The organism is Citrobacter freundii complex sp. 2024EL-00216 (assembly GCF_043945515.1).
Lineage (GTDB): Bacteria > Pseudomonadota > Gammaproteobacteria > Enterobacterales > Enterobacteriaceae > Citrobacter > Citrobacter portucalensis.
In genome coordinates, this window is record NZ_JBIMRA010000005.1 from 262,305 (window position 1) to 283,191 (window position 20,887).

General features: G+C 49.1%; 20 protein-coding genes. 13 read left to right on the forward strand and 7 right to left on the reverse strand.

Translation table 11 applies throughout. The features are described 5' to 3' along the window. The first annotated feature begins 232 nt into the window (after positions 1-232). From mdtH to ACHHZ7_RS08960, 9 genes are all read left to right on the forward strand, one after another. A complete protein-coding gene (mdtH, locus tag ACHHZ7_RS08920; RefSeq protein WP_003832142.1) occupies positions 233-1,441 on the forward strand; it encodes a multidrug efflux MFS transporter MdtH in 1,209 nt (402 codons plus the stop codon). A 114-nt stretch (positions 1,442-1,555) separates the two neighbouring features. After that, positions 1,556-2,116: a lipoprotein gene (locus tag ACHHZ7_RS08925; RefSeq protein ID WP_020996498.1), complete on the forward strand. Its 561-nt coding sequence runs from the start codon at positions 1,556-1,558 to the stop codon at positions 2,114-2,116. Between the two features lie 105 nt (positions 2,117-2,221). Next, on the forward strand, positions 2,222-3,268 hold the full coding sequence (gene pyrC / locus ACHHZ7_RS08930) for a dihydroorotase (protein WP_008784353.1): 1,047 nt from the start codon (positions 2,222-2,224) through the stop codon (positions 3,266-3,268). Positions 3,269-3,333: 65 nt separating this feature from the next. After that, positions 3,334-3,579, forward strand: coding sequence for a DNA damage-inducible protein I (gene dinI / locus ACHHZ7_RS08935; protein ID WP_003036157.1), 246 nt, complete (start codon positions 3,334-3,336; stop codon positions 3,577-3,579). Between the two features lie 340 nt (positions 3,580-3,919). Next, a complete protein-coding gene (bssS, locus tag ACHHZ7_RS08940) occupies positions 3,920-4,174 on the forward strand; it encodes a biofilm formation regulator BssS (RefSeq protein WP_395148972.1) in 255 nt (84 codons plus the stop codon). Between the two features lie 114 nt (positions 4,175-4,288). After that, positions 4,289-5,404, forward strand: a complete 1,116-nt coding sequence (gene solA / locus ACHHZ7_RS08945) for an N-methyl-L-tryptophan oxidase (protein WP_060682387.1) — start codon at positions 4,289-4,291, stop codon at positions 5,402-5,404. Positions 5,405-5,459: 55 nt separating this feature from the next. Continuing rightward, positions 5,460-5,573, forward strand: a complete 114-nt coding sequence (locus ACHHZ7_RS08950; protein WP_003036148.1) for a YceO family protein — start codon at positions 5,460-5,462, stop codon at positions 5,571-5,573. A 262-nt stretch (positions 5,574-5,835) separates the two neighbouring features. Further along, the gene (locus ACHHZ7_RS08955) at positions 5,836-6,402 is read left to right on the forward strand and encodes a cytochrome b (RefSeq protein WP_060682388.1); all 567 of its coding nucleotides are present in this window, start codon (positions 5,836-5,838) and stop codon (positions 6,400-6,402) included. 1 nt (position 6,403) lies between these two features. After that, positions 6,404-6,979, forward strand: a complete 576-nt coding sequence (locus ACHHZ7_RS08960) for a YceI family protein (protein ID WP_060682389.1) — start codon at positions 6,404-6,406, stop codon at positions 6,977-6,979. Positions 6,980-7,024: 45 nt separating this feature from the next. Here ACHHZ7_RS08960 and ACHHZ7_RS08965 read toward each other — a convergent pair whose 3' ends face one another. Further along, positions 7,025-8,077 (reverse strand): rhodanese-related sulfurtransferase, encoded by a 1,053-nt coding sequence (locus ACHHZ7_RS08965; protein ID WP_060682390.1) that lies wholly within the window; start codon positions 8,075-8,077, stop codon positions 7,025-7,027. A 220-nt stretch (positions 8,078-8,297) separates the two neighbouring features. Here ACHHZ7_RS08965 and ACHHZ7_RS08970 point away from each other — a divergent pair, with 220 nt between their 5' ends. Both ACHHZ7_RS08970 and mdtG read left to right on the forward strand, forming a co-directional pair. Further along, positions 8,298-9,218 carry a Kdo(2)-lipid IV(A) acyltransferase gene (locus ACHHZ7_RS08970; protein WP_003036136.1) on the forward strand — a complete coding sequence of 307 codons (921 nt, stop codon included), beginning with the start codon at positions 8,298-8,300 and terminating at the stop codon, positions 9,216-9,218. Between the two features lie 155 nt (positions 9,219-9,373). After that, entirely contained in the window at positions 9,374-10,594 is a 1,221-nt protein-coding gene (mdtG, locus tag ACHHZ7_RS08975) for a multidrug efflux MFS transporter MdtG (RefSeq protein ID WP_032942948.1), read from the forward strand. A 64-nt stretch (positions 10,595-10,658) separates the two neighbouring features. On the opposite strand, the gene ACHHZ7_RS08980 is transcribed toward mdtG, so the two are convergent. After that, complete coding sequence (locus tag ACHHZ7_RS08980) at positions 10,659-11,990, reverse strand: sensor domain-containing diguanylate cyclase (protein ID WP_060683737.1); 1,332 nt, start codon at positions 11,988-11,990, stop codon at positions 10,659-10,661. Between the two features lie 692 nt (positions 11,991-12,682). On the opposite strand from ACHHZ7_RS08980, the gene ACHHZ7_RS08985 reads away from it, so the two are divergent. Continuing rightward, positions 12,683-13,060, forward strand: a complete 378-nt coding sequence (locus ACHHZ7_RS08985; RefSeq protein ID WP_008784346.1) for a MysB family protein — start codon at positions 12,683-12,685, stop codon at positions 13,058-13,060. Here the strand turns inward: ACHHZ7_RS08985 and ACHHZ7_RS08990 are convergent, their stop codons facing one another. The 3 genes from ACHHZ7_RS08990 to mdoG all read right to left on the reverse strand — a co-directional run bounded on the left by ACHHZ7_RS08990 (position 13,061) and on the right by mdoG (position 17,420). After that, positions 13,061-13,288 carry a YceK/YidQ family lipoprotein gene (locus ACHHZ7_RS08990; protein ID WP_003832117.1) on the reverse strand — a complete coding sequence of 76 codons (228 nt, stop codon included), beginning with the start codon at positions 13,286-13,288 and terminating at the stop codon, positions 13,061-13,063. It abuts the gene before it with no gap. A 75-nt stretch (positions 13,289-13,363) separates the two neighbouring features. After that, positions 13,364-15,892, reverse strand: a complete 2,529-nt coding sequence (gene mdoH, locus ACHHZ7_RS08995; RefSeq protein ID WP_032941800.1) for a glucans biosynthesis glucosyltransferase MdoH — start codon at positions 15,890-15,892, stop codon at positions 13,364-13,366. Further along, entirely contained in the window at positions 15,885-17,420 is a 1,536-nt protein-coding gene (gene mdoG, locus ACHHZ7_RS09000) for a glucans biosynthesis protein MdoG (RefSeq protein ID WP_103014639.1), read from the reverse strand. Before mdoG ends, mdoH begins: the two co-directional genes overlap by 8 nt. A 271-nt stretch (positions 17,421-17,691) precedes the next feature. On the opposite strand from mdoG, the gene mdoC reads away from it, so the two are divergent. Next, the gene (gene mdoC / locus ACHHZ7_RS09005) at positions 17,692-18,852 is read left to right on the forward strand and encodes a glucans biosynthesis protein MdoC (RefSeq protein WP_032942947.1); all 1,161 of its coding nucleotides are present in this window, start codon (positions 17,692-17,694) and stop codon (positions 18,850-18,852) included. A 19-nt stretch (positions 18,853-18,871) separates the two neighbouring features. Here mdoC and ACHHZ7_RS09010 read toward each other — a convergent pair whose 3' ends face one another. Then, positions 18,872-20,362, reverse strand: a complete 1,491-nt coding sequence (locus tag ACHHZ7_RS09010; RefSeq protein ID WP_375294537.1) for a phospholipase D family protein — start codon at positions 20,360-20,362, stop codon at positions 18,872-18,874. After that, positions 20,295-20,837, reverse strand: coding sequence for an O-acetyl-ADP-ribose deacetylase (gene ymdB / locus ACHHZ7_RS09015; RefSeq protein WP_003832103.1), 543 nt, complete (start codon positions 20,835-20,837; stop codon positions 20,295-20,297). Before ymdB ends, ACHHZ7_RS09010 begins: the two co-directional genes overlap by 68 nt. Positions 20,838-20,887: the final 50 nt, after the last annotated feature.

Consider the following 20,887-nt stretch of genomic DNA (forward strand, 5'->3'; position numbering starts at 1 on the left):
TTCAATACGCTATTCGCATTACTATACCTGTGCGAATACGCCCTGTGAAAAGAGCAAAATGCCATTTTTTGAATTATTCACACATTTTGATGAAAACTCTCTATCAAGACGGACTTTTGATAAAAAAATATTGTCCCGCGAAGGGTGGGAAAAGCGATGACGACACCGCAGAATAGGAGGTGCTTATCTTTTAAACTCTATCCAGAGTGACGAGTTTTTCCCTGGAGGGGAAATGTCGCAAGTCTCGCAGGCAAGGAACCTGGGTAAATACTTCCTTCTCATCGATAATATGCTGGTCGTGCTGGGTTTCTTCGTCGTTTTCCCGCTGATCTCAATTCGTTTCGTCGACCAAATGGGCTGGGCCGCCGTGATGGTCGGTATTGCACTAGGATTACGTCAATTTATCCAGCAGGGGTTGGGTATTTTCGGCGGTGCTATTGCGGACCGTTTCGGTGCAAAACCGATGATCGTCACCGGCATGCTGATGCGCGCTGCCGGGTTCGCCACCATGGGCATTGCCCATGAGCCGTGGCTGCTGTGGTTTTCCTGCTTTCTCTCCGGACTGGGCGGTACACTATTCGACCCACCCCGCTCGGCGCTGGTGGTTAAACTGATCCGCCCGGAAAAGCGCGGGCGCTTTTTCTCTATTCTGATGATGCAGGATAGCGCCGGGGCCGTGGTTGGCGCGTTGCTTGGCAGTTGGTTATTGCAATACGATTTCCGTCTTGTCTGTGCCACCGGCGCAATTTTGTTCGTTCTGTGCGCGGCGTTTAACGCCTGGCTGCTCCCGGCATGGAAGCTGTCGACGGTGAAAATTCCAGTGCGCGAAGGGATGAGCCACGTGATGCATGACAAGCGCTTTGTCACCTATGTGCTGACGCTGGCGGGCTATTACATGCTGGCGGTACAGGTGATGCTGATGCTGCCAATCATGGTGAACGACATCGCAGGTTCACCGGCCGCCGTGAAATGGATGTATGCCATCGAGGCGTGCCTCTCATTGACGCTGCTCTACCCAATTGCCCGCTGGAGTGAAAAACGTTTTCGCCTTGAACATCGTCTGATGGCCGGTCTGCTGGTGATGTCTCTGAGCATGATGCCGATCGGTCTGGTGGGGAATTTGCAGCAGTTGTTCACCCTGATCTGTACGTTCTATATTGGCTCGATCATCGCCGAACCAGCGCGTGAAACCCTTAGCGCCTCACTGGCGAATGCACGTGCCCGAGGAAGCTATATGGGCTTCAGTCGACTGGGGCTCGCTATCGGCGGCGCAATTGGATATATCGGCGGCGGCTGGCTGTTTGACATGGGCAAAGCCCTGGCACAGCCTGAGTTGCCCTGGATGATGCTCGGTATTATCGGCCTCATCACCTTCCTGGCGCTGGGCTGGCAATTCAGTCTCAAACGCCCAACGAGAGGCATGCTGGAGCCAGACGCCTGATAGCCGAACCTACGTCCGGGCGCTTTTCAGTTTTTTCTGCTGGCGTCCGGGGCGCTGGTACTCGATGATGCTTTGTGTCACGATTACGCCACATGCATCATGTTGAGGAACCCCATGAAAAAGTTTTTTTTTGCCGCTGCACTGATTGTCAGCGGCCTGTTGGTTGGTTGTAATCAACTCACGCAATACACGGTTAGCGAGCAAGAAATTAATCAGGCCCTGGCAAAGCATAATAACTTTTCTAAAGATATCGGCTTGCCCGGCGTTGCTGAAGCACACATCGTACTAAATAATCTCGCCAGTCAGATTGGCCGTGAAGAACCCAATAAAGTGACGCTGACCGGTGATGCCAACCTGGACATGAATTCCCTGTTTGGCAGCCAAAAAGCGACCATGAAGCTGAAGTTAAAAGCCTTACCGGTATTCAACAAAGAGAAAGGCGCAATTTATCTGCAAGAGATGGAAGTCGTGGATGCGACCGTTACACCAGAAAAAATGCAGTCGGTACTGCAAACGCTGATGCCTTATTTAAACCAGTCGCTGCGTAACTATTTCAACCAGCAGCCAGCCTACATTCTGCAGGATGACAGTAGCCAGGGTGAAGCACTGGCGAAAAAACTGGCGAAGGGAATTGAGGTGAAACCGGGGGAAATCATCATCCCGTTCACCGACTAATAAAACTGAGGGCGCCGATGCGCCCTTTTTTTTCGTGCAAACGAAAACGTTTCCGCTTATCCTTTGTTTCCGGCAAAAAAGACTATCCTCAGCCGGAGCATATTAATGACTGCACCATCCCAGGTTTTAAAGATCCGCCGCCCAGACGACTGGCATCTTCACTTTCGCGATGGCGACATGTTAAAAACTGTCGTGCCCTACACCAGTGAAATTTATGGTCGCGCCATTGTCATGCCGAACCTGGCACCGCCCGTCACCACGGTTGACGCGGCTATCGCTTATCGCCAGCGCATTCTTGACGCGGTACCTGCTGGACACGACTTCACACCATTAATGACCTGCTACTTAACGGATACGCTGGATCCCAACGAGCTGGAACGTGGATTTAACGAAGGCGTATTCACCGCAGCAAAACTCTATCCGGCCAATGCCACCACCAACTCGACGCATGGCGTAACCTCTATTGACGCCATCATGCCGGTGCTGGAGAGGATGGAAAAATTGGGTATGCCGCTGCTGGTGCACGGCGAAGTGACGCATGCAGATATCGATATTTTCGATCGCGAAGCGCGCTTTATTGAAACGGTGATGGAACCGCTGCGCCAGCGTTTGACCTCGCTGAAAGTAGTGTTCGAGCATATCACTACCAAAGATGCTGCCGAATACGTGCGCGACGGTAACGAGCTTCTGGCAGCGACTATTACGCCACAGCACCTGATGTTTAACCGCAACCACATGCTGGTTGGCGGGATTCGTCCTCACCTGTACTGCCTGCCGATCCTCAAACGTAACGTCCACCAACAGGCGCTGCGTGAACTGGTTGCCAGCGGGTTTACGCGCGCCTTCCTCGGTACCGACTCAGCGCCGCACGCACGTCATCGCAAAGAGTCAAGCTGTGGCTGTGCTGGATGCTTTAATGCACCGACCGCACTAGGCAGCTATGCCACCGTGTTTGAAGAGATGAATGCGCTGGACCATTTCGAAGCCTTCTGCTCACTCAACGGCCCACAGTTCTATGGTTTGCCGGTAAATGAGACCTTTATTGAGCTGGAACGCATGGAGCACCTTGTTCCTGAGAGCATAGCGTTGGAAGACGATACTCTGGTGCCTTTCCTGGGTGGCGAAACGGTACGCTGGTCAGTAAAAAGCTAAAAAAAGTGTAGCCAACCGATTCGGATAACTGTATAAATAAACAGTATATTCCACAGGGGGCTACTATGCGTATTGAAGTCACTATTGCCAAAACTTCACCTTTACCTGCCGGTGCAATCGACGCACTGGCAGGTGAACTCTCCCGCCGTATTCAGCACCATTTTCCGGATAACGAAGGTAACGTTACCGTCCGTTATGCCGGCGCAAACAATCTGTCGGTTATTGGCGCGACCAAAGAGGACAAAGAGCGCATCAGCGAGATCCTACAGGAAACCTGGGAAAGCGCGGATGACTGGTTCATCAACGAATAAATAATGATATGCAGTGATGTTTGTTTGCCGGGTCGCCCCGGCTTTTTTATACACGCTATCTTGTAATCAATCGCGAATTTCTTCTGACGAGCATTTAATTTAATATTAACCCACCGATTATCTTTTAACCAAAACAACAAAATAATTGTGCAACATACTAAAAAAAAATGAATAACATGTCGGTTTCTTAGTCAGATAACGCTGAAAACAAAAAATTTATGCCCTTCCCTCTTTAAATTTTCAATGAATACCCTTATTTATTGATATACTGAAGTTGCTTCAGAAAAAAACGCATTGAACCTCGAAAACCGTTGTCTAGTAACACGAATTAGGGGGCATGATGGAAAAGAATAATGAAGTCATTCAGACTCATCCGCTTGTAGGGTGGGACATCAGCACTGTTGATAGCTACGATGCGCTGATGCTGCGTTTGCACTACCAAACCCCGAATCGCCCTGACCCGGATGGGACTGAAGTTGGTCAAACGCTCTGGTTAACCACTGATGTTGCCAGGCAATTTATTTCGATATTAGAAGCAGGAATCGCCAAAATTGAATATGGCGATTACCAGGTAAATGAGTATCAGCGACATTAAACCTGATACATCCAACCATCAAAAGGCACCTTAGCGGTGCCTTTCTTATTTCCAGGTTGAATATTCCAGGTCAGTTATTTACCCTTCTACTATCGCGATTGCAGAGAGAAGCGGATGAAATACGACTTAATCATTATTGGCAGCGGTTCGGTAGGCGCCGCAGCTGGATACTATGCCACTCGTGCCGGTCTGAAGGTTCTGATGATCGATGCGCATATGCCACCACATCAACAGGGCAGCCACCACGGCGATACTCGATTAATTCGTCATGCTTATGGCGAAGGCGAAAAATACGTTCCGCTGGTGCTACGTGCGCAAACATTGTGGGATGAACTGTCCACCCATAATGAAGAACCGATTTTTGTTCGCTCCGGAGTTATCAACCTCGGTCCGGCAGAGTCAACCTTCTTAGCAACTGCAGCGCAAAGCGCAAAACAGTGGCAACTTAACGTTGAACAATTAGATGCAGCGGCCATCATGGCTCGCTGGCCGGAAATTCGCGTACCTGACAACTATATCGGTCTGTTTGAAGCGGAGTCCGGTTTTTTACGCAGTGAGTTAGCAATTAAAACCTGGATCCGTCTGGTGGAAGAAGCAGGCTGTGCGCAACTGTTTAAATGCCCGGTCAGCGCAATTCATCACGGTGATGATGGCATCACGGTAGAAACGGTTGACGGTGACTACCACGCGAAGAAAGCAGTGATCAGCGCCGGTACCTGGGTGCAGGCTTTAGTCCCTGAACTACCGATACAACCTGTGCGCAAAGTGTTCGCCTGGTATCAGGCCGATGGGCGCTACAGCGTTAAGAATAACTTCCCGGCTTTCACCGGCGAGCTGCCAAATGGCGATCAATACTACGGTTTCCCGGCTGAAAACGACGAGCTGAAAATTGGTAAGCACAATGGCGGACAGGTAATCCATTCTGCAGAAGAGCGTAAGCCATTTGCCGCTGTAGCCAGCGACGGTTCTGAAGCCTTCCCATTCCTGCGCACAATTCTGCCTGGCGTTGGCTGTTGCCTGCACGGCGCATCCTGCACTTACGATAATTCACCAGATGAAGACTTTATAATTGATACTCTGCCGGAACATGACAACACGCTGATCATTACCGGACTGAGCGGACATGGCTTTAAGTTTGCCTCTGTACTGGGAGAGATTGCGGCAGACTTCGCTCAGGACAAACCGTCTGACTTTGACCTGACCCCCTTCAGGCTAAGCCGTTTTAAGTGATAATAAATGAATGGCCTCGTTGGTGAGGCCATTTTTAATGACAGGAATAACGTCAATGCGCCGTATCTTTCACTATCTGGTTAATAATATTCGCGAGCATCTTATGCTCTACATTATTTTATGGTCACTGCTGGCCATTATGGATGTAATATATATTATGTTTTTCTGATTCCTGCGCGCTGACAATAATTGACAAAAATTGAGATTAGCTTAATTTTCATTGCAATAAACTGAACAATAACAAAAACCATAACATCCCATAGACTAAGCCCCGCCACATATTTTCGCACTAATCCCTTGATGATTACCTCAACAATCAGTCAACTTTATTGAACAAAAAACAAATATCATCACTATTGTTATTTATTAGTTGCATTAATGTCTTTTACACGCCATTTTCATTCACTTCTGAAATATCAATCGGTGTGCTTATGCAATTCAATAATACTCCACAGCGCTATGGCGTAGTGTCAGCCACATTACATTGGCTGATTGCGATTGCTGTATATGGCATGTTTGCGTTGGGGTTATGGATGGTCACGCTCAGCTATTACGACGGCTGGTATCACCAGGCCCCCGAACTGCATAAAAGCATCGGCATCCTACTCATGATGGGACTGGTTATCCGCGTTATCTGGCGGTTGTTCTCCCCTCCGCCTGCTGCGTTGGCAAGCTACTCCCGTTTAACCCGTATCGCCGCGGCAATGGGTCACCTCGTACTTTATTTGCTGCTCTTTTCAATAGTCATCAGCGGATATCTGATTTCCACCGCAGATGGCAAAGCGATAAGCGTCTTTGGCTGGTTCGACATTCCCGCCACCCTGGCCAATGCGGGTTCCCAGGCCGACCTCGCCGGTAGCTTGCACCTGTGGCTTGCGTGGACCGTGGTGATTTTATCCCTACTACACGGACTGATGGCCCTGAAACATCACTTTATTGATAACGACGATACCCTCAATCGCATGTTGGGAAAATCGTCATCTGACTATGGAGCTTAAAATGAAAAAAAACCTGCTGGGACTTACACTCGCTTCTCTTTTATTCACCACCGGGTCGGCCGTGGCGGCAGATTACAAAATTGACAAGGAAGGACAGCATGCCTTTGTTAATTTCCGTATTCAGCATCTGGGTTACAGCTGGCTGTACGGCACTTTCAAAGATTTCGACGGTACGTTTACCTTTGATGAGAAAAATCCCGCAGCCGATAAGGTTAACGTAACCATCAACACCAACAGCGTTGACACTAATCACGCCGAACGCGACAAGCATCTGCGCAGTGCAGATTTCCTTAACGTGGCAAAATTCCCGCAGGCTACCTTCAGCTCCACCAGCGTGAAAAAAGAGGGGAATGACCTGGATATCACCGGTAATTTGACCCTGAACGGCGTTACCAAACCGGTTACGCTGGACGCGAAGCTCATCGGTCAGGGTGGCGATCCCTGGGACGGTACGCGCGCTGGTTTTGAAGCGCAAGGTAAGATTAAGCTGAAGGATTTCAACATCACCACCGATCTCGGACCTGCATCGCAGGAAGTCGATTTGATCATCTCAGTGGAAGGTGTTCAGCAGAAGTAACGCATGAATTACCGGATGAGGTTCTGCCCCTCATCCGGCATCATGTTATTGCGCAGGGTCTGGAATACCCAGTTTGGTATTCAGGTGACCGCGTGATTTATTGAAGATTTTATTGCCATTTTCACGTCCCGCACGACGACGCCGTTGTTCCTCTTCCGGCAACTCACTCTCTTCGCTACACAGCTCGCTACAGCAGCCTTTATATTTCTGCGCACAAGCCGGGCACTGAATAAACAACAGATGGCAGCCATCATTTTTGCAATTAGTATGGCTATCGCACACCGTGCCGCACTGATGGCAATGCGCGATAACATCTTCAGAGATCCTTTCGCCCATACGCTCATCAAAGACAAAGTTTTTACCGACAAAACGTACCGGAAGTCCCTGTTCACGCGCCTTGCGGGCATACTCAATAATACCGCCCTCAATGTGCCAGACTCTGCTAAATCCATTGTGTTTCATCCAGGCGCTGGCTTTCTCACAGCGGATCCCACCCGTGCAGTACATCACGATTTTTTTATCTTTATGCGCCTGCATCATTTCAACAGCTTTCGGCAACTGGTCGCGGAACGTGTCTGCCGGGATCTCCAGCGCATTCTCGAAATGACCCACCTCATATTCATAGTGATTGCGCATATCAATGAATACCGCTTCAGGATCGTCCAGCATGGCGTTCACTTCTGCTGCCTTGAGATAATCCCCCACGTTGCTGGCGTCAAAGTCTGGATCGTCAATACCATCCGCCACGATACGTTCGCGGACTTTCATACGCAGTACCCAGAACGATTTACCGTCATCATCCAGCGCAATATTCAGACGTAAATCCTTCAATGCAGCATCAAACGCATAGAGCTGCTGGCGAAATGCCTCGACGTTGCTTTGCGGTACGCTGATTTGCGCGTTAATTCCTTCATGGGCAAGATATACTCGCCCGAAGACGTTCAATGCGGTGAACATCTGGTACAGCGCATCACGCGTGTGCTGAGGATTGGCAATGGTGAAATATTTATAGAATGAGATCGTCGTGCGCGGCTCGGTCTCGGCCAGCATTTTGGCTTTGAGGGCGTCGTTCGAAATGCGGTTGTGTAACACTGGCATGGTGTACGTATCCTGCAAATAAGGAATAAATGAAAATCGGCGGCATAATAAAGCAAACATCGCCAATTTACATCCACACATTTTACGCTACATTTCATACTTCACGATAAAATCGCAACAACAATTGCGGAATTAATCACCGTTCTCCCGTCACAAATTTTTGATACGCGCGAAAAAATGCGACAATACAGGGAATTGGTCGTTTGAAGACAGGATAGACATGACGAATTTACCCAAGTTTTCGGCTGCGTTACTGCATCCACGTTATTGGTTAACCTGGCTGGGTATTGGCATCCTTTGGTTAATCGTGCAGTTACCCTACCCCATCCTCTTTAAGTTGGGCTGTGCATTAGGTCGACTGGCGCTACGTTTGATGAAACGTCGGGCAAAAATTGTTTCCCGAAATCTGGAACTGTGCTTCCCGCAGATGAGTGAGCAGGAACGCCAGCAGATGGTCGTCAAAAACTTTGAATCAGTAGGCATGGGCGTAATGGAAACCGGGATGGCCTGGTTTTGGTCCGATAAGCGTATTTCGCGCTGGACGGAAGTGATCGGAATGGAACATATCCGTGACGTTCAGGCGCAAAAACGCGGGATTCTGTTAGTGGGTCTGCACTTTCTGACTCTGGAACTGGGTGCGCGCCAGTTTGGCTTGCAGGAGCCGGGTATTGGTGTGTATCGCCCTAATGACAATCCGCTGCTGGACTGGCTACAAACCTGGGGCCGCATGCGCTCGAATAAATCAATGCTCGATCGTAAAGACCTGAAAGGGATGATTAAAGCCTTGAAAAAGGGCGAAGTGGTCTGGTACGCGCCGGATCATGATTACGGCCCTCGCGCCAGCGTGTTTGTACCACTTTTCGCCGTTGAACAAGCCGCAACAACCTCAGGGACCTGGATGCTTTCACGCATGTCCAATGCCTGCCTGGTACCGTTTGTTCCCCGCCGCAAACCTGACGGTAAAGGGTATCAATTGATTATGTTGCCTCCAGAATGTTCACCACCGTTGGACGACGCAGAGACTACAGCTGCGTGGATGAACAAAATTGTTGAGCAATGCATCATGATGGCGCCAGAGCAGTATATGTGGTTGCATCGTCGCTTCAAGACGCGTCCTGAAGGCTCCCCTTCTCTGTACTGACGCAGAGTTGCAGCCCAGTGGGCTGCAACCCGCTCCCTACCCGTTTTAGGTTTAACTGCTATCCGCATTGCAGCAACTATCAACCAGGCGCATAATTAGCCTGCTTACTTATATTCAATCGATAGCGCAAACAGCGCATCACACTGCGGATCGCTATGTCACCCTCAGATGCCCCCATAAACTGGAAACGCAACCTCACCGTTGCCTGGTTAGGTTGTTTTTTAACCGGAGCAGCATTTAGCCTGGTCATGCCCTTTTTGCCTCTTTACGTCGAGAGTCTCGGCGTCACGGGTCATAGCGCCCTGAATATGTGGTCAGGCCTGGTCTTCAGCATCACCTTTCTCTTTTCAGCCATTGCTTCTCCTTTCTGGGGTGGCCTTGCCGATCGCAAAGGACGAAAAATCATGCTGCTGCGTTCCGCGTTGGGCATGGCAATTGTGATGCTGCTGATGGGACTGGCGCAAAATATCTGGCAGTTCTTAATCCTGCGCGCCTTGTTAGGGCTGCTTGGTGGATTCATCCCCAATGCGAATGCACTGATCGCCACCCAGGTTCCACGCAATAAAAGCGGCTGGGCACTGGGAACGCTTTCAACCGGTGGCGTTAGTGGCGCACTGCTCGGGCCGCTAGCTGGCGGGCTGCTCGCGGATCAGTACGGATTACGCCCGGTATTTTTCATCACCGCCAGCGTGCTGCTGGTCTGCTTCATCCTGACGCTATTTTTTATCCGCGAGCGTTTCCAGCCGGTGAGCAAGAAGGAGATGCTGCACATTCGTGAAGTCGTGGCCTCTTTAAAGAACCCCAAACTTGTGCTGAGCCTGTTTATCACCACTTTGATCATTCAGGTAGCCACCGGTTCTATCGCGCCAATACTGACTCTGTACGTTCGAGAGTTGGCTGGCAACGTCAGCAATATTGCGTTTATCAGTGGGATGATAGCCTCTGTCCCCGGCGTTGCGGCATTAATCAGCGCCCCGAAACTTGGCAAATTAGGCGATCGAATTGGCCCAGAGAAGATCCTGATCGTCGCGCTGATCGTTTCTGTGTTACTGCTTATTCCAATGTCATTTGTCCATACGCCCTGGCAGCTTGGTGTTCTGCGCTTTTTATTGGGTGCGGCCGACGGCGCTCTGCTCCCGGCGGTACAAACGCTGCTGGTTTACAACTCGACCAATCAAATAGCTGGACGTATTTTCAGTTATAACCAGTCATTTCGCGATATCGGTAACGTAACAGGACCTCTAATGGGGGCAGCGATATCCGCCAACTACGGTTTTCGTGCCGTTTTCTGTGTGACCGCGGGCGTCGTACTGTTTAACGCCCTGTACTCGTGGAATAGCCTGCGCCGTCGTCGGAGTACAGAGGTCGTGGGATGATTTGTGTATTTGTATTCGCCGGTTCGGAATAATAAACTTATCTTACACGGCGTATATTTCAACCTTAATGATAATAGTAACACACCTTATTTCTGCCAGAATTTTTGGCTTCATACAATGCGGCATCGGCGTATGAAACAACTTTATCCGCTGATTCATCATCAATCTTACTGCAATATACACCGATACTTATCGTCATTTTTTCTTTTAACTCATACGAATTTGGTATTGACGTACCATTCTCTACATTTCGCCTAATTCGCTCTGCAACAACAATTGCCTCATCTTTATCGTTACACTTAAGAAGGATCGCAAATTCTTCGCCGCCTACTCTGGCAAAAATATCCGTATCTCTGATTGATTTATTGACAATGTCGACAATGCTGATTATCACTCTGTCACCTTCCTGATGGCCGTAGGTATCGTTAATCCGTTTGAATTTATCAATATCCAGAACCATCACACATACTGCGCCTTTTTCTAATGATGATTTTAATGACTTATAGAATAGTTTACGATTATATATTTTAGTCATTGCGTCTTTAATAGCTGAATCCGTTTCTTTTTTTAAGATGATGAAGGTGTTGTACATCAGTATTGAGATTATACACAGGGCACTTATCACCTCAATCCCCCGGCTAACATACCAAATATACATGCTATATTCATCCAGGCTCAGAAGTAGTACATTGGTCAATATTGCCGAGCAACACAGTAGCCCTATACTTTTCCACAAGATGTTATGCGTTCTGGTTTTAATGATTAAATACAACAGGACCAGTCCCCAGGATACAATAAGCGAATAAATGTACCCAATATGCCAGTGCACGGTGACATTATCAGGCTTCAGGCTTGTGATCTCGAGTGTAAAATTAGGGTTGTAACTGGCCAGAGCGTGCGCCACCACCGCGATAACAAGCATGATTAAAAAAGACAGAACGATATAGCAAGGTTCTCTTTCTTTGGTTTCAATAACTGTCGAGGATACTTTATAAGATTTTAATGAAACAAATAGCAGAGCGATGAAACTAATCTGCCGAAAGTAATAGAATATGGCTATATCGTTAGTTCTTTTTTCGATTGAGGCATAATCATTAATCAAGTCCTGAACGATGTAGATAGTCTCGATGAAAAATATGTTATTCCCAAGAAACGCCATACCTAATATCATAAGGCAGGTGAGATCTTTTCTACAAAGATACTGGAATAACATAAACAGGAAGATTATCCCATATAAAAAGAATAACCCTACAATTATAATCAGATATACTGTTTGCGGCACACTTTGTATCGTTAATTTAAATTGTGTAAGACACACTCCACCAAGAACATAGCTAGCCAAACAGATTATATAGAAAGCCATTAACCTTCTATTATTTGAATTGCCGTTATCCATAACAACCTTAAGGGCTCTCTTAATTTTGCATTTTATATAATAAAGCATAAGATTTTGCAAACTATTATATCTGCACAGATTCAATGACACTAATTCATTTCTTATTTAATGGTTTCTTATAGATTTATAACCTTTGTCATTAATAACATTTTATTATGTATACTATTTTAGTATCACTCACACCATTCACAGCCCCCATACACAAAAGATACTTTGTCACTACCAGCGACACCACTAAGTTTAGCCACTTTCATTGATTGCACCTGCGACACTTCCGTATTGGGCATTAATTTTCTTCTTTGTTTTTATTAAGTTATGAAATATTACGTCATAAGCGATCGGATTCCCTCTCTAAAACACATAAAAAATAACGTTCAACCCTGAAGATTTCCTTATATAACGTCATTTTTTAATTTTTTGATTTTCATTACTACATTGCAAATCACATACATTACTATTTTTTCTTGAATTTTTTTCCTGATATTACGTCGGCTTCAGTATCTGCCAATGTAAATTTTTTCATAAACAACCGAAGTTACTTTCCCCCAGTCTCGTAGGCATTGCAGGCAGTAATCATCTGATTGAGTGAGCCATGCAGCTAACGGGTTTGACGCTCTGCGGATCGCCGTCTATAGATTGAATCATCCCCCTTTATTGTTCGCCTTAGGAGAAGAAATATGGCAAAGAATGACATGAATTTTTATGCCACGTTGGAAGAGGCTATTGATGCAGCTCGTGAAGTGTTTCTGGCTGATAACCCTGACCTTGAGTCAGACGACGCCAGCGTTCAACAGCTAAGCGTCCAAAAATACGTGCTACAGGATGGCGACATTATGTGGCAGGCGGAATTCTTTGCTGACGAGGATGATGTAGATGGTGAATGTCTTCCAATCCTGAGCGGGGAAGCGGCCCAGAGCGTTTTTGATGGCGACTATGATGAAATTGAAATCCGCCAAGAGTGGCAGGAAGAAAATACGCTTCACGAATGGGATGAAGGTGAATTCCAGCTGGAACCTCCCCTTGATACTGAAGAGGGACAGACCGCAGCCGATGAATGGGATGAGCGATAATTACTCGTAAGGTCCATGATGTATGTCGAGCGGCAGCAGCAACGTATCAAACACCAGCGAAAATGGCAGATCGAGGATAGTGACGTAGCGCCATGCGGAGTCCCTAACATCCCATTGCACGCCAGGATAGTATTGGTTTCCGTGTCCTTGCCCTGGGATGGTACGACTAATAATGCTGCCGCATCCGCTCAGGAAGAAGATCATTATTCCTACAGCCAATATTCGCACCTGCTACCTCACGACTCATTCTATTCAATATAAAAAATACCGGCACCAGGCCGGTATTTTCACGTTACAGAACGCTTATTTTTTCCTGAGCGCCAGCGGGTTCAGTGTCAGTCCCTGATAGTAGTTCACCCACGAAGAATACTTATCAGGTGAATTCCAGACACGGTAATGTAAACGCGCCATGGTCACCGGATCGCTCAACAACACCAGGCGACGATCGCGATTCAGTTTCTCCGGCGTTTCGTTCAGTGCCTGTTCCACATGACGATCGCGTGCAATCTCCAGCACGTTGCTGGCGCGGTGGCGTGCAGTCGCCATGGCCGTGGCCAGTGCGTTAAACGACGGATTAAACACCGCATGCATAAAGCCATCGTCCAGCGTACGTTTACGGTTCATCACCAGATAGGTATCGGTATCCACCAGCACCTGCGGCGGAGAATACTCTTCCGGGATCAGGAACAGCTTCCAGCGCTTGGTACGTAACCCCACCGTGGAACGGCTGGAAATCACGGAAACAAATGGTGACAGGATCAGCGAGAAGACAATCGGTGCCAGCCAGAACAGGAAACGCAGATCCAGCCAGGCCATACCCACAGCCCACACCAGCCCCAGCAGTAACTGAGAACCGTGACGCATAAACGCTTCACCCCACGGGGTCGAATCGTCATCGCGCTGCGGCGAATTCCACACAACTTCCCAACCGAGGAAGGCACTCACGACGAAGACGGTGTGGAACAGCATACGCACCGGCGCCAGCAGCACGGAGAACAGAACTTCCAACAGTAGCGACAGCGTGACGCGGATAAACCCGCCGTACTCTTTCGTCCCTTTACACCAGATGAGCAAAATACTCAGCAGCTTCGGCAGGAACAACAGCACCATCGTTGAAGCAAACAGCGCGATCGCCAGTTCAGGTCGCCATTGCGGCCAAACCGGGAACAGCTGACGCGGTTGCAGGAAGTACTGCGGCTCCGTCAACGCATGCACCACCTGCAATGCGGTAGAGAGCGCGAGGAACATAAACCAAAGCGGCGCAGACAGATAGGACATTACACCAGTCAGGAATACCGCACGGTGAACCGGGTGCATCCCTTTCACCAGGAACAAACGGAAGTTCATCAGGTTGCCGTGGCACCAGCGGCGGTCACGCTTGAGTTCATCCAGCAGGTTCGGCGGCAGCTCTTCATAAGAGCCCGGCAGATCGTAGGCAATCCACACGCCCCAGCCAGCACGACGCATCAATGCCGCTTCCACGAAGTCATGGGAGAGGATCGATCCCGCAAACGAGCCTTCGCCCGGTAACGGCGCGAGCGCACAGTGCTCGATAAATGGCTTCACGCGGATAATTGCGTTGTGGCCCCAGTAGTGTGATTCCCCTAACTGCCAGAAGTGAAGCCCGGCGGTAAACAGCGGTCCATAAACACGGGTCGCAAACTGCTGGCAGCGCGCATACAGCGTATCCATACCGGAAGCCTTCGGTGAAGACTGGATAATCCCGGCATTCGGATTCGCTTCCATCAGACGCACCAGGCCGCTCAGACAGTCACCACTCATCACTGAGTCAGCGTCCAGCACCACCATGTAGCTGTACTGATTTCCCCAGCGACGACAGAAGTCATCAATGTTGCCGCTTTTACGCTTCACGCGACGACGACGACGGCGGTAGAAGATCTGCCCTTCGCCCTGCACTTCGGCAATCAGCTCCATCCACGCTTTTTGTTCTGCCACGCAGATATCAGGGTTGTAGCTGTCGCTCAGGATATAAACATCGAAATGTTCGGCGTTGCCCGTTGCTTTGACCGATTCCCACGTAGCGCGCAGTCCCGCAAATACGCGATCAACGTCTTCGTTACAAATAGGCATAATCAGCGCGGTACGGTGTTCGGGATTCAGCGGTTCGTCCCCAACCGTTGAGGCCGAGATACTGTACTTATCTCGTCCAATCAACAGTTGCAAGAAGCCCATCAGCGCAGTCCAGAATCCCGCAGACACCCAACAGAAAAGCACAGCAAACAAAATAAGAATGCCGGTCTGGAGCATGTAGGGCAGCAATTGCATAAAGGAGACCCATAAATCCTGCCCCATCATGTCTACCGGATTAATAAATGCCCACCCCTGATACGGGAGGATCGTCTTCATATACCAGGTTGCTACGACCGTTTGCGCCAGCGTTAGAATCAACAGCGTATAGCGGCGGATGGTGCCTACGGTACGCCATTTTTGCTCGCTTTCCTGTTCTTCTTTCGTCAAACGCGAAAGATAACGCGGCGTCACATCGCGCCCACGCAAGCGATCCCAAAAACGACCAACCGGGTTGGTACGCCAGGGATCGGGGAACATAGAGGTACGCGTTGCTTTTGGCATCGCCTGCAGCTGATCGCGGCCCTCATCGTCCTTAACCAACTGCTCTTTAGCCAAAGAATCCGGCCATGCTTGCTCAAGGCGAGCTTTCACAGAACCCTGCGGTGAATCATCTTCGCGCGAGTAAGTACGATGCTCGGCATCCAACGCCTGATGAACGGCGCGGATGTCAGTTTTCGGCAGTGCCGCTTTCTCGATATCCGAAAGCGGCATTGCGTCAATATACTCAGTTGTCTTATTCATTGGCAGGTAACTGGTAGCTCCAGGTTTCACTCAGCGTCTGATCGGCATTGACCAAGGCAGCACGCATTTCAGTGGTTTTCTTCACGTCTTTAACTTTCACGCGCAGCATCAAACGCCAACCCTTAGATACCGGGTTATAGCGTACAGTGCTTTCAACGATTTCACCGTTGTCGCCAATACTGGTTTGTGCGGTAACCGGGGTATCCTGCGGCAGCTTTTTCATATCTGTGCCGGTAAAGTCCACCACAAACGCGATGGTACCGTCAGGCTGACGAATCAGGTTGGACTGTTTTACATCACCGGTAGAACGACGAGTCTGCTGTACCCAGGCGCTTTCCGGCGCATGAAGCTTGTCCTCATCACGCGTGAACGTCAGAGTGTACTTGAAGTTCATCTCTTTGCCCGCTTCAGGCAGTTGATCCGGCGTCCAGTACGCAACGATGTTATCGTTCGTTTCATCGTTAGTTGGGATTTCAACTAACTCAATCTTACCTTTACCCCAGTCACCTTTTGGCGTGATCCAGGCGCTTGGGCGCAGATCGTAACGATCGTCGATATCTTCAAAACGCGAGAACTGACGGCCACGCTGCAACAGTCCGAATCCTTGCGGGTTTTCCATAGCGAAGCTGCTCACCGCGAGATGTTTCGGGTTATTCAGCGGACGCCAAATCCACTCCCCATTGCCCGCGTGGATAGACAAACCGTTAGAATCATGCAGTTCCGGACGATAGTTTGTCGCCGGAGACGGCTGGTTCGGTCCAAACAGGAACATACTGGTTAACGGTGCCACACCCAGTTTGCCCACTTTGTCGCGCAGGTAAACTTTGGACTGAACATCAACGACCGTGTCACGGCCTGGAATAATGACAAAACGATACGCTCCGGTTGCACGCGGAGAATCCAGCAAAGCATAAATGGTTAAACGTTTATCAGTCGGTTTCGGACGTTCGATCCAAAACTCACGGAAGCGGGGAAATTCTTCACCAGAAGGCAGAGCGGTATCAATCGCGAGGCCACGCGCTGACAGGCCGTAGACCTGACCTGCACCCAGAACGCGAAAATAGCTGGCACCGAGCATGCTGACGATTTCATCGTTTTTATCTTTGCTGTTGATCGGATACAGCACTTTGAACCCGGCGAAGCCGAGATCTTTTACCGTGTCTTTATCATGCTGAACATCGCCAAAATTAAAATAATCCGGGCTGTATTTGATTCTTTTCACCGCCGTGGCGGTAACTTCGTTGATTTTGACCGGCGTGTCGAAGTACATACCCTGGTGGTAGAACTCGAGCTTAAATGGGGTCTTGAGATTGCTCCAGTACGCTTTATCGCGATTGAACTGGATCTGTTGATAATCCGCATATTTCATGTCGCGGAAAACGGAGGGCAAGTTACTTTTTGGCGCCTCATAGCCTTTCCCGGCTAAGGATTGAGCTTGTTTTGCAACATCATCAATGCTGAACGCCCAGCTCGATGATGTGTACAGCGTTAACATGACTGCTGCACCCAACCAACGCATTTTCATCATTTGTAGTTTATGTTTCATAATTAGTAAGCACTTCCCCCTTTGTGTGCTTATATTGATCCGATCCATTTTAATGGATAATCGGGTACTCCGACAACTGAATCCCTGTATTGTTCGCGCGCTGGCTCATGGTTTAAGCAGGTTCATCTGCCTGTTTTCACTTTGCGTGCTTATCCTGGAGACAGGTTGTTGGACTTCGTGTAGGGTTGCCCTCGAATGTAACCATTATTCGTCTTAGGGATAAGACGAAAAGTCTGAGAATACGTAACTGTCTATGAGCTCTGTATCACCACCACGTGAATATTTTCTTGACTCCATCCGTGCCTGGCTAATGTTGTTAGGGATCCCATTCCATATTTCATTGATCTACTCCACCCACACCTGGCACGTGAACAGCGCAGAACCGTCATGGTGGTTAACCCTTTTTAACGACTTTATCCATGCATTTCGCATGCAGGTCTTCTTTGTCATTTCAGGTTATTTTTCCTACATGCTTTTTTTGCGCTATCCGTTAAAACGCTGGTGGAAGGTGCGTGTAGAACGCGTGGGGATCCCTATGCTGACCGCGATTCCGCTTCTTACGCTGCCGCAATTTATCATGCTGCAATACGTGAAAGGGAAAGCAGACAGCTGGCATACCCTCAGCGGCTATGACAAATACAATGCGCTGGCCTGGGAACTGATTTCCCATCTGTGGTTTTTACTGGTTCTGGTGGTGTTAACGACCCTGAGCATGTGGGTGTTTACCCAGATGAAAAACAGACTATCGCGTGGAGACGGTACCCCTGCATCGGGGGTGTCAATGACCAAATTAACGCTGATTTTTATATTGTTGGGTGTCGGCTATGCCGCCGTCAGAAGAACGATTTTCATCCTCTACCCTTCGATTCTCAGCGATGGCATGTTTAATTTTATCGTTATGCAAACGCTGTTCTATGTGCCTTTCTTTATGCTTGGTGCGCTGGCGTTTATCAATCCGAATCTGAAAGCACTGTTTACCACGCCATCGCGCGGCTGCACGCTAGGCGCCGCATTCGCATTTGTCGCATACCTGCTCAATCAGCGTTACGGCAACGGCGATGCCTGGATGTATGAAACCGAATATGTCATTACCATGGTCATGGGGCTATGGATGGTGAACGTTGTCTTCTCGCTTGGCCACCGTTTACTGAATTTCCAGTCGGCTCGCGTGACCTATTTTGTCAACGCGTCGCTGTTCATCTATTTGGTGCACCACCCGCTAACGCTGTTTTTTGGCGCGTATATCACACCGCATATCAAGTCTAATCTGCTGGGTTTTCTCTGCGGTCTGCTTTTTGTGGTTGGAATTGCGGTCATACTGTACGAAATCCATTTACGGATCCCGGTGCTGAAGTTTCTCTTTTCGGGTAAACCGCCCATTAAACAGGATAAAAACAAGGCGGTAGCCGGTTAGTTTTCTTGCATTGAATGGTTCAGAGCAGCCATTCAATGGGCAACACGGATGCAAGCCTCACCAGAACCCGCTTCCAGAATCCTGTAGCGGGTTCTTTTTTCAGTACCTGTTCGCTGCCAGAAAGCCGATCAACCCAGTTGATTCTGCCCCAACGGTCAAGACGTAGTTGCCAGGCCATGTCACGCTGGCTTTGCATAAAACGTTTATGAATCAACTCAGCCAGTACTTCACTCTCAATCACAAACCCCATTTCCGTATTGAGCAGCGTTGAACGGGGATCAAAATTAAGCGATCCTATAAACACTTTACGACCGTCAATACTGAAGGTTTTCGCATGCAGGCTGGAGCCTGAATTACCGGTTAATCCCCGGTCGTGTACTGCTGAAACGCGATCGCGGGTTGGTTTGAGCTCGTATAACTCCACGCCGTAGCGCAGGAGTTTTTTTCGCCAACGCGCATAGCCTGCGTGAACAACCGCGACATCATTCGCCGCCAGAGAATTAGTTAAAATTGCGATCTTAACGCCTTTTCTCACCAGTCTCAGGAGCTGCGCCACACCGGCGCGAGTTGGTACAAAGTAGGCGGAAATAATATCAATACGCTCGGTGGGAGATCCCATCACGTCAAACAAACGCTGCGGTAATAGTGAGTGGCGCGGCGCTTTCCCCTCTCCTTTTGCAGGATCATCACTCAACAAGCGCGTTTTCGCCCAAATTAGCGGCAGCGACCTCTGATCGAGACGGGTCATAAACTGGCTGGTTTCCAGCTTATGTAGATAGCGACGCGTGATGTCATCGTTATACCAGGATTCAGGAAGTTCGATTTTTTGCGTAGAAGCTGGTTCAGCCACCTCAAGTACGTTTTGCAATGTTGAAACCGAACGGCAGTGCCAGTAACGGTCAAAGTCGTCTGCAACATCCTGGACAACCGGTCCAATTGCCATAACGTCCAGATCGGAAAACAGTGGTTGTTCGCCTGCGCCAAAATAGGCATCGCCTATATTTCGCCCCCCCACAAGAGTTACGACGCCGTCAGCGGTATAACTTTTGTTGTGCATACGTCGATTCAACCGGGCAAAATCGGTTAAATAGCCCAGGGCACGCAGGATGCGAAAGGAAAAGGGATTAAACAGGCGGACTTCAATATTAGGGTGATTGTCCAGCAAACACAGCGTGTCATCCAGACCTGGCGTGTTGTTATCATCCAGCAACAAACGCACCCGGACGCCCCGCTTCGCTGCGGCCAGCAAAACGGAAAATAACAATAGCCCGGACATGTCGCTTTCCCAGATGTAATACTGAACATCCAGGGTACGTTCCGCCATTTCCGTCAACCGATAGCGAGCAGCAAACGCATCCAGGCTGTCATCCAACGTCAGAATGCCGCATTCTCCCGGGTGGTTTACGCATAGCGGCGTGATGGCACGCTCAAGTCGCGTCATATCAGTCCGTGCGTTCATCGCCTTGTTGGGTAAGTAATCTCTTGTATAGTCGAGCGTTTTCTTCATCAAAGCACACGAAGTATATTTGATCGGGTAGCGTACGTCGGGTGATAAATTTCAACACCGTTTTCACCGCGATCTCTGCCGCTGCAGCACGTGGGTAACCATAAGCTCCGGTGCTTATAGCTGGAAAAGCAATGGATTGATAACCATTGGCTAAGGCCAGTTGCAATGTATTTAGATAGGCCTCTTCAAGTCGTTCAGCCTCGTGGTGATCACCGCCTTGCCAGACGGGTCCGACGGTGTGAATAACTGCTTTTGCCGGAAGCGCGCCAGCCAGCGTGATAACGGCATGCCCGGTCGGGCATTCTCCCTGTTGTTGTATAACCTGTTTGCAGGCCTCCAACAACGCAGGCCCGGCAGCACGATGAATCGCGCCATCGACTCCACCTCCTCCGAGTAACGAGGAGTTGGCCGCATTGACGATCACATCTACCGCGATCGTCGTAATGTCGCCCTGTAACACATGAACACGCGATTGCATAAGTTCCCCCTGACAAAACACTCTCCGTTAAGTGTACAGCAGGGTTTTCC

Coding starts and splice junctions, on each gene's coding strand:
- mdtH (WP_003832142.1), top strand. CDS start 233: ATGTCGCAAGTCTCGCAGGCAAGGAACCTGGGTAAATACTTCCTTCTC.
- ACHHZ7_RS08925 (WP_020996498.1), top strand. CDS start 1,556: ATGAAAAAGTTTTTTTTTGCCGCTGCACTGATTGTCAGCGGCCTGTTG.
- pyrC (WP_008784353.1), top strand. CDS start 2,222: ATGACTGCACCATCCCAGGTTTTAAAGATCCGCCGCCCAGACGACTGG.
- dinI (WP_003036157.1), top strand. CDS start 3,334: ATGCGTATTGAAGTCACTATTGCCAAAACTTCACCTTTACCTGCCGGT.
- bssS (WP_395148972.1), top strand. CDS start 3,920: ATGGAAAAGAATAATGAAGTCATTCAGACTCATCCGCTTGTAGGGTGG.
- solA (WP_060682387.1), top strand. CDS start 4,289: ATGAAATACGACTTAATCATTATTGGCAGCGGTTCGGTAGGCGCCGCA.
- ACHHZ7_RS08950 (WP_003036148.1), top strand. CDS start 5,460: ATGCGCCGTATCTTTCACTATCTGGTTAATAATATTCGCGAGCATCTT.
- ACHHZ7_RS08955 (WP_060682388.1), top strand. CDS start 5,836: ATGCAATTCAATAATACTCCACAGCGCTATGGCGTAGTGTCAGCCACA.
- ACHHZ7_RS08960 (WP_060682389.1), top strand. CDS start 6,404: ATGAAAAAAAACCTGCTGGGACTTACACTCGCTTCTCTTTTATTCACC.
- ACHHZ7_RS08965 (WP_060682390.1), bottom strand. CDS start 8,077: ATGCCAGTGTTACACAACCGCATTTCGAACGACGCCCTCAAAGCCAAA.
- ACHHZ7_RS08970 (WP_003036136.1), top strand. CDS start 8,298: ATGACGAATTTACCCAAGTTTTCGGCTGCGTTACTGCATCCACGTTAT.
- mdtG (WP_032942948.1), top strand. CDS start 9,374: ATGTCACCCTCAGATGCCCCCATAAACTGGAAACGCAACCTCACCGTT.
- ACHHZ7_RS08980 (WP_060683737.1), bottom strand. CDS start 11,990: ATGGATAACGGCAATTCAAATAATAGAAGGTTAATGGCTTTCTATATA.
- ACHHZ7_RS08985 (WP_008784346.1), top strand. CDS start 12,683: ATGAATTTTTATGCCACGTTGGAAGAGGCTATTGATGCAGCTCGTGAA.
- mdoH (WP_032941800.1), bottom strand. CDS start 15,892: ATGAATAAGACAACTGAGTATATTGACGCAATGCCGCTTTCGGATATC.
- mdoG (WP_103014639.1), bottom strand. CDS start 17,420: ATGATGAAAATGCGTTGGTTGGGTGCAGCAGTCATGTTAACGCTGTAC.
- mdoC (WP_032942947.1), top strand. CDS start 17,692: ATGAGCTCTGTATCACCACCACGTGAATATTTTCTTGACTCCATCCGT.
- ymdB (WP_003832103.1), bottom strand. CDS start 20,837: ATGCAATCGCGTGTTCATGTGTTACAGGGCGACATTACGACGATCGCG.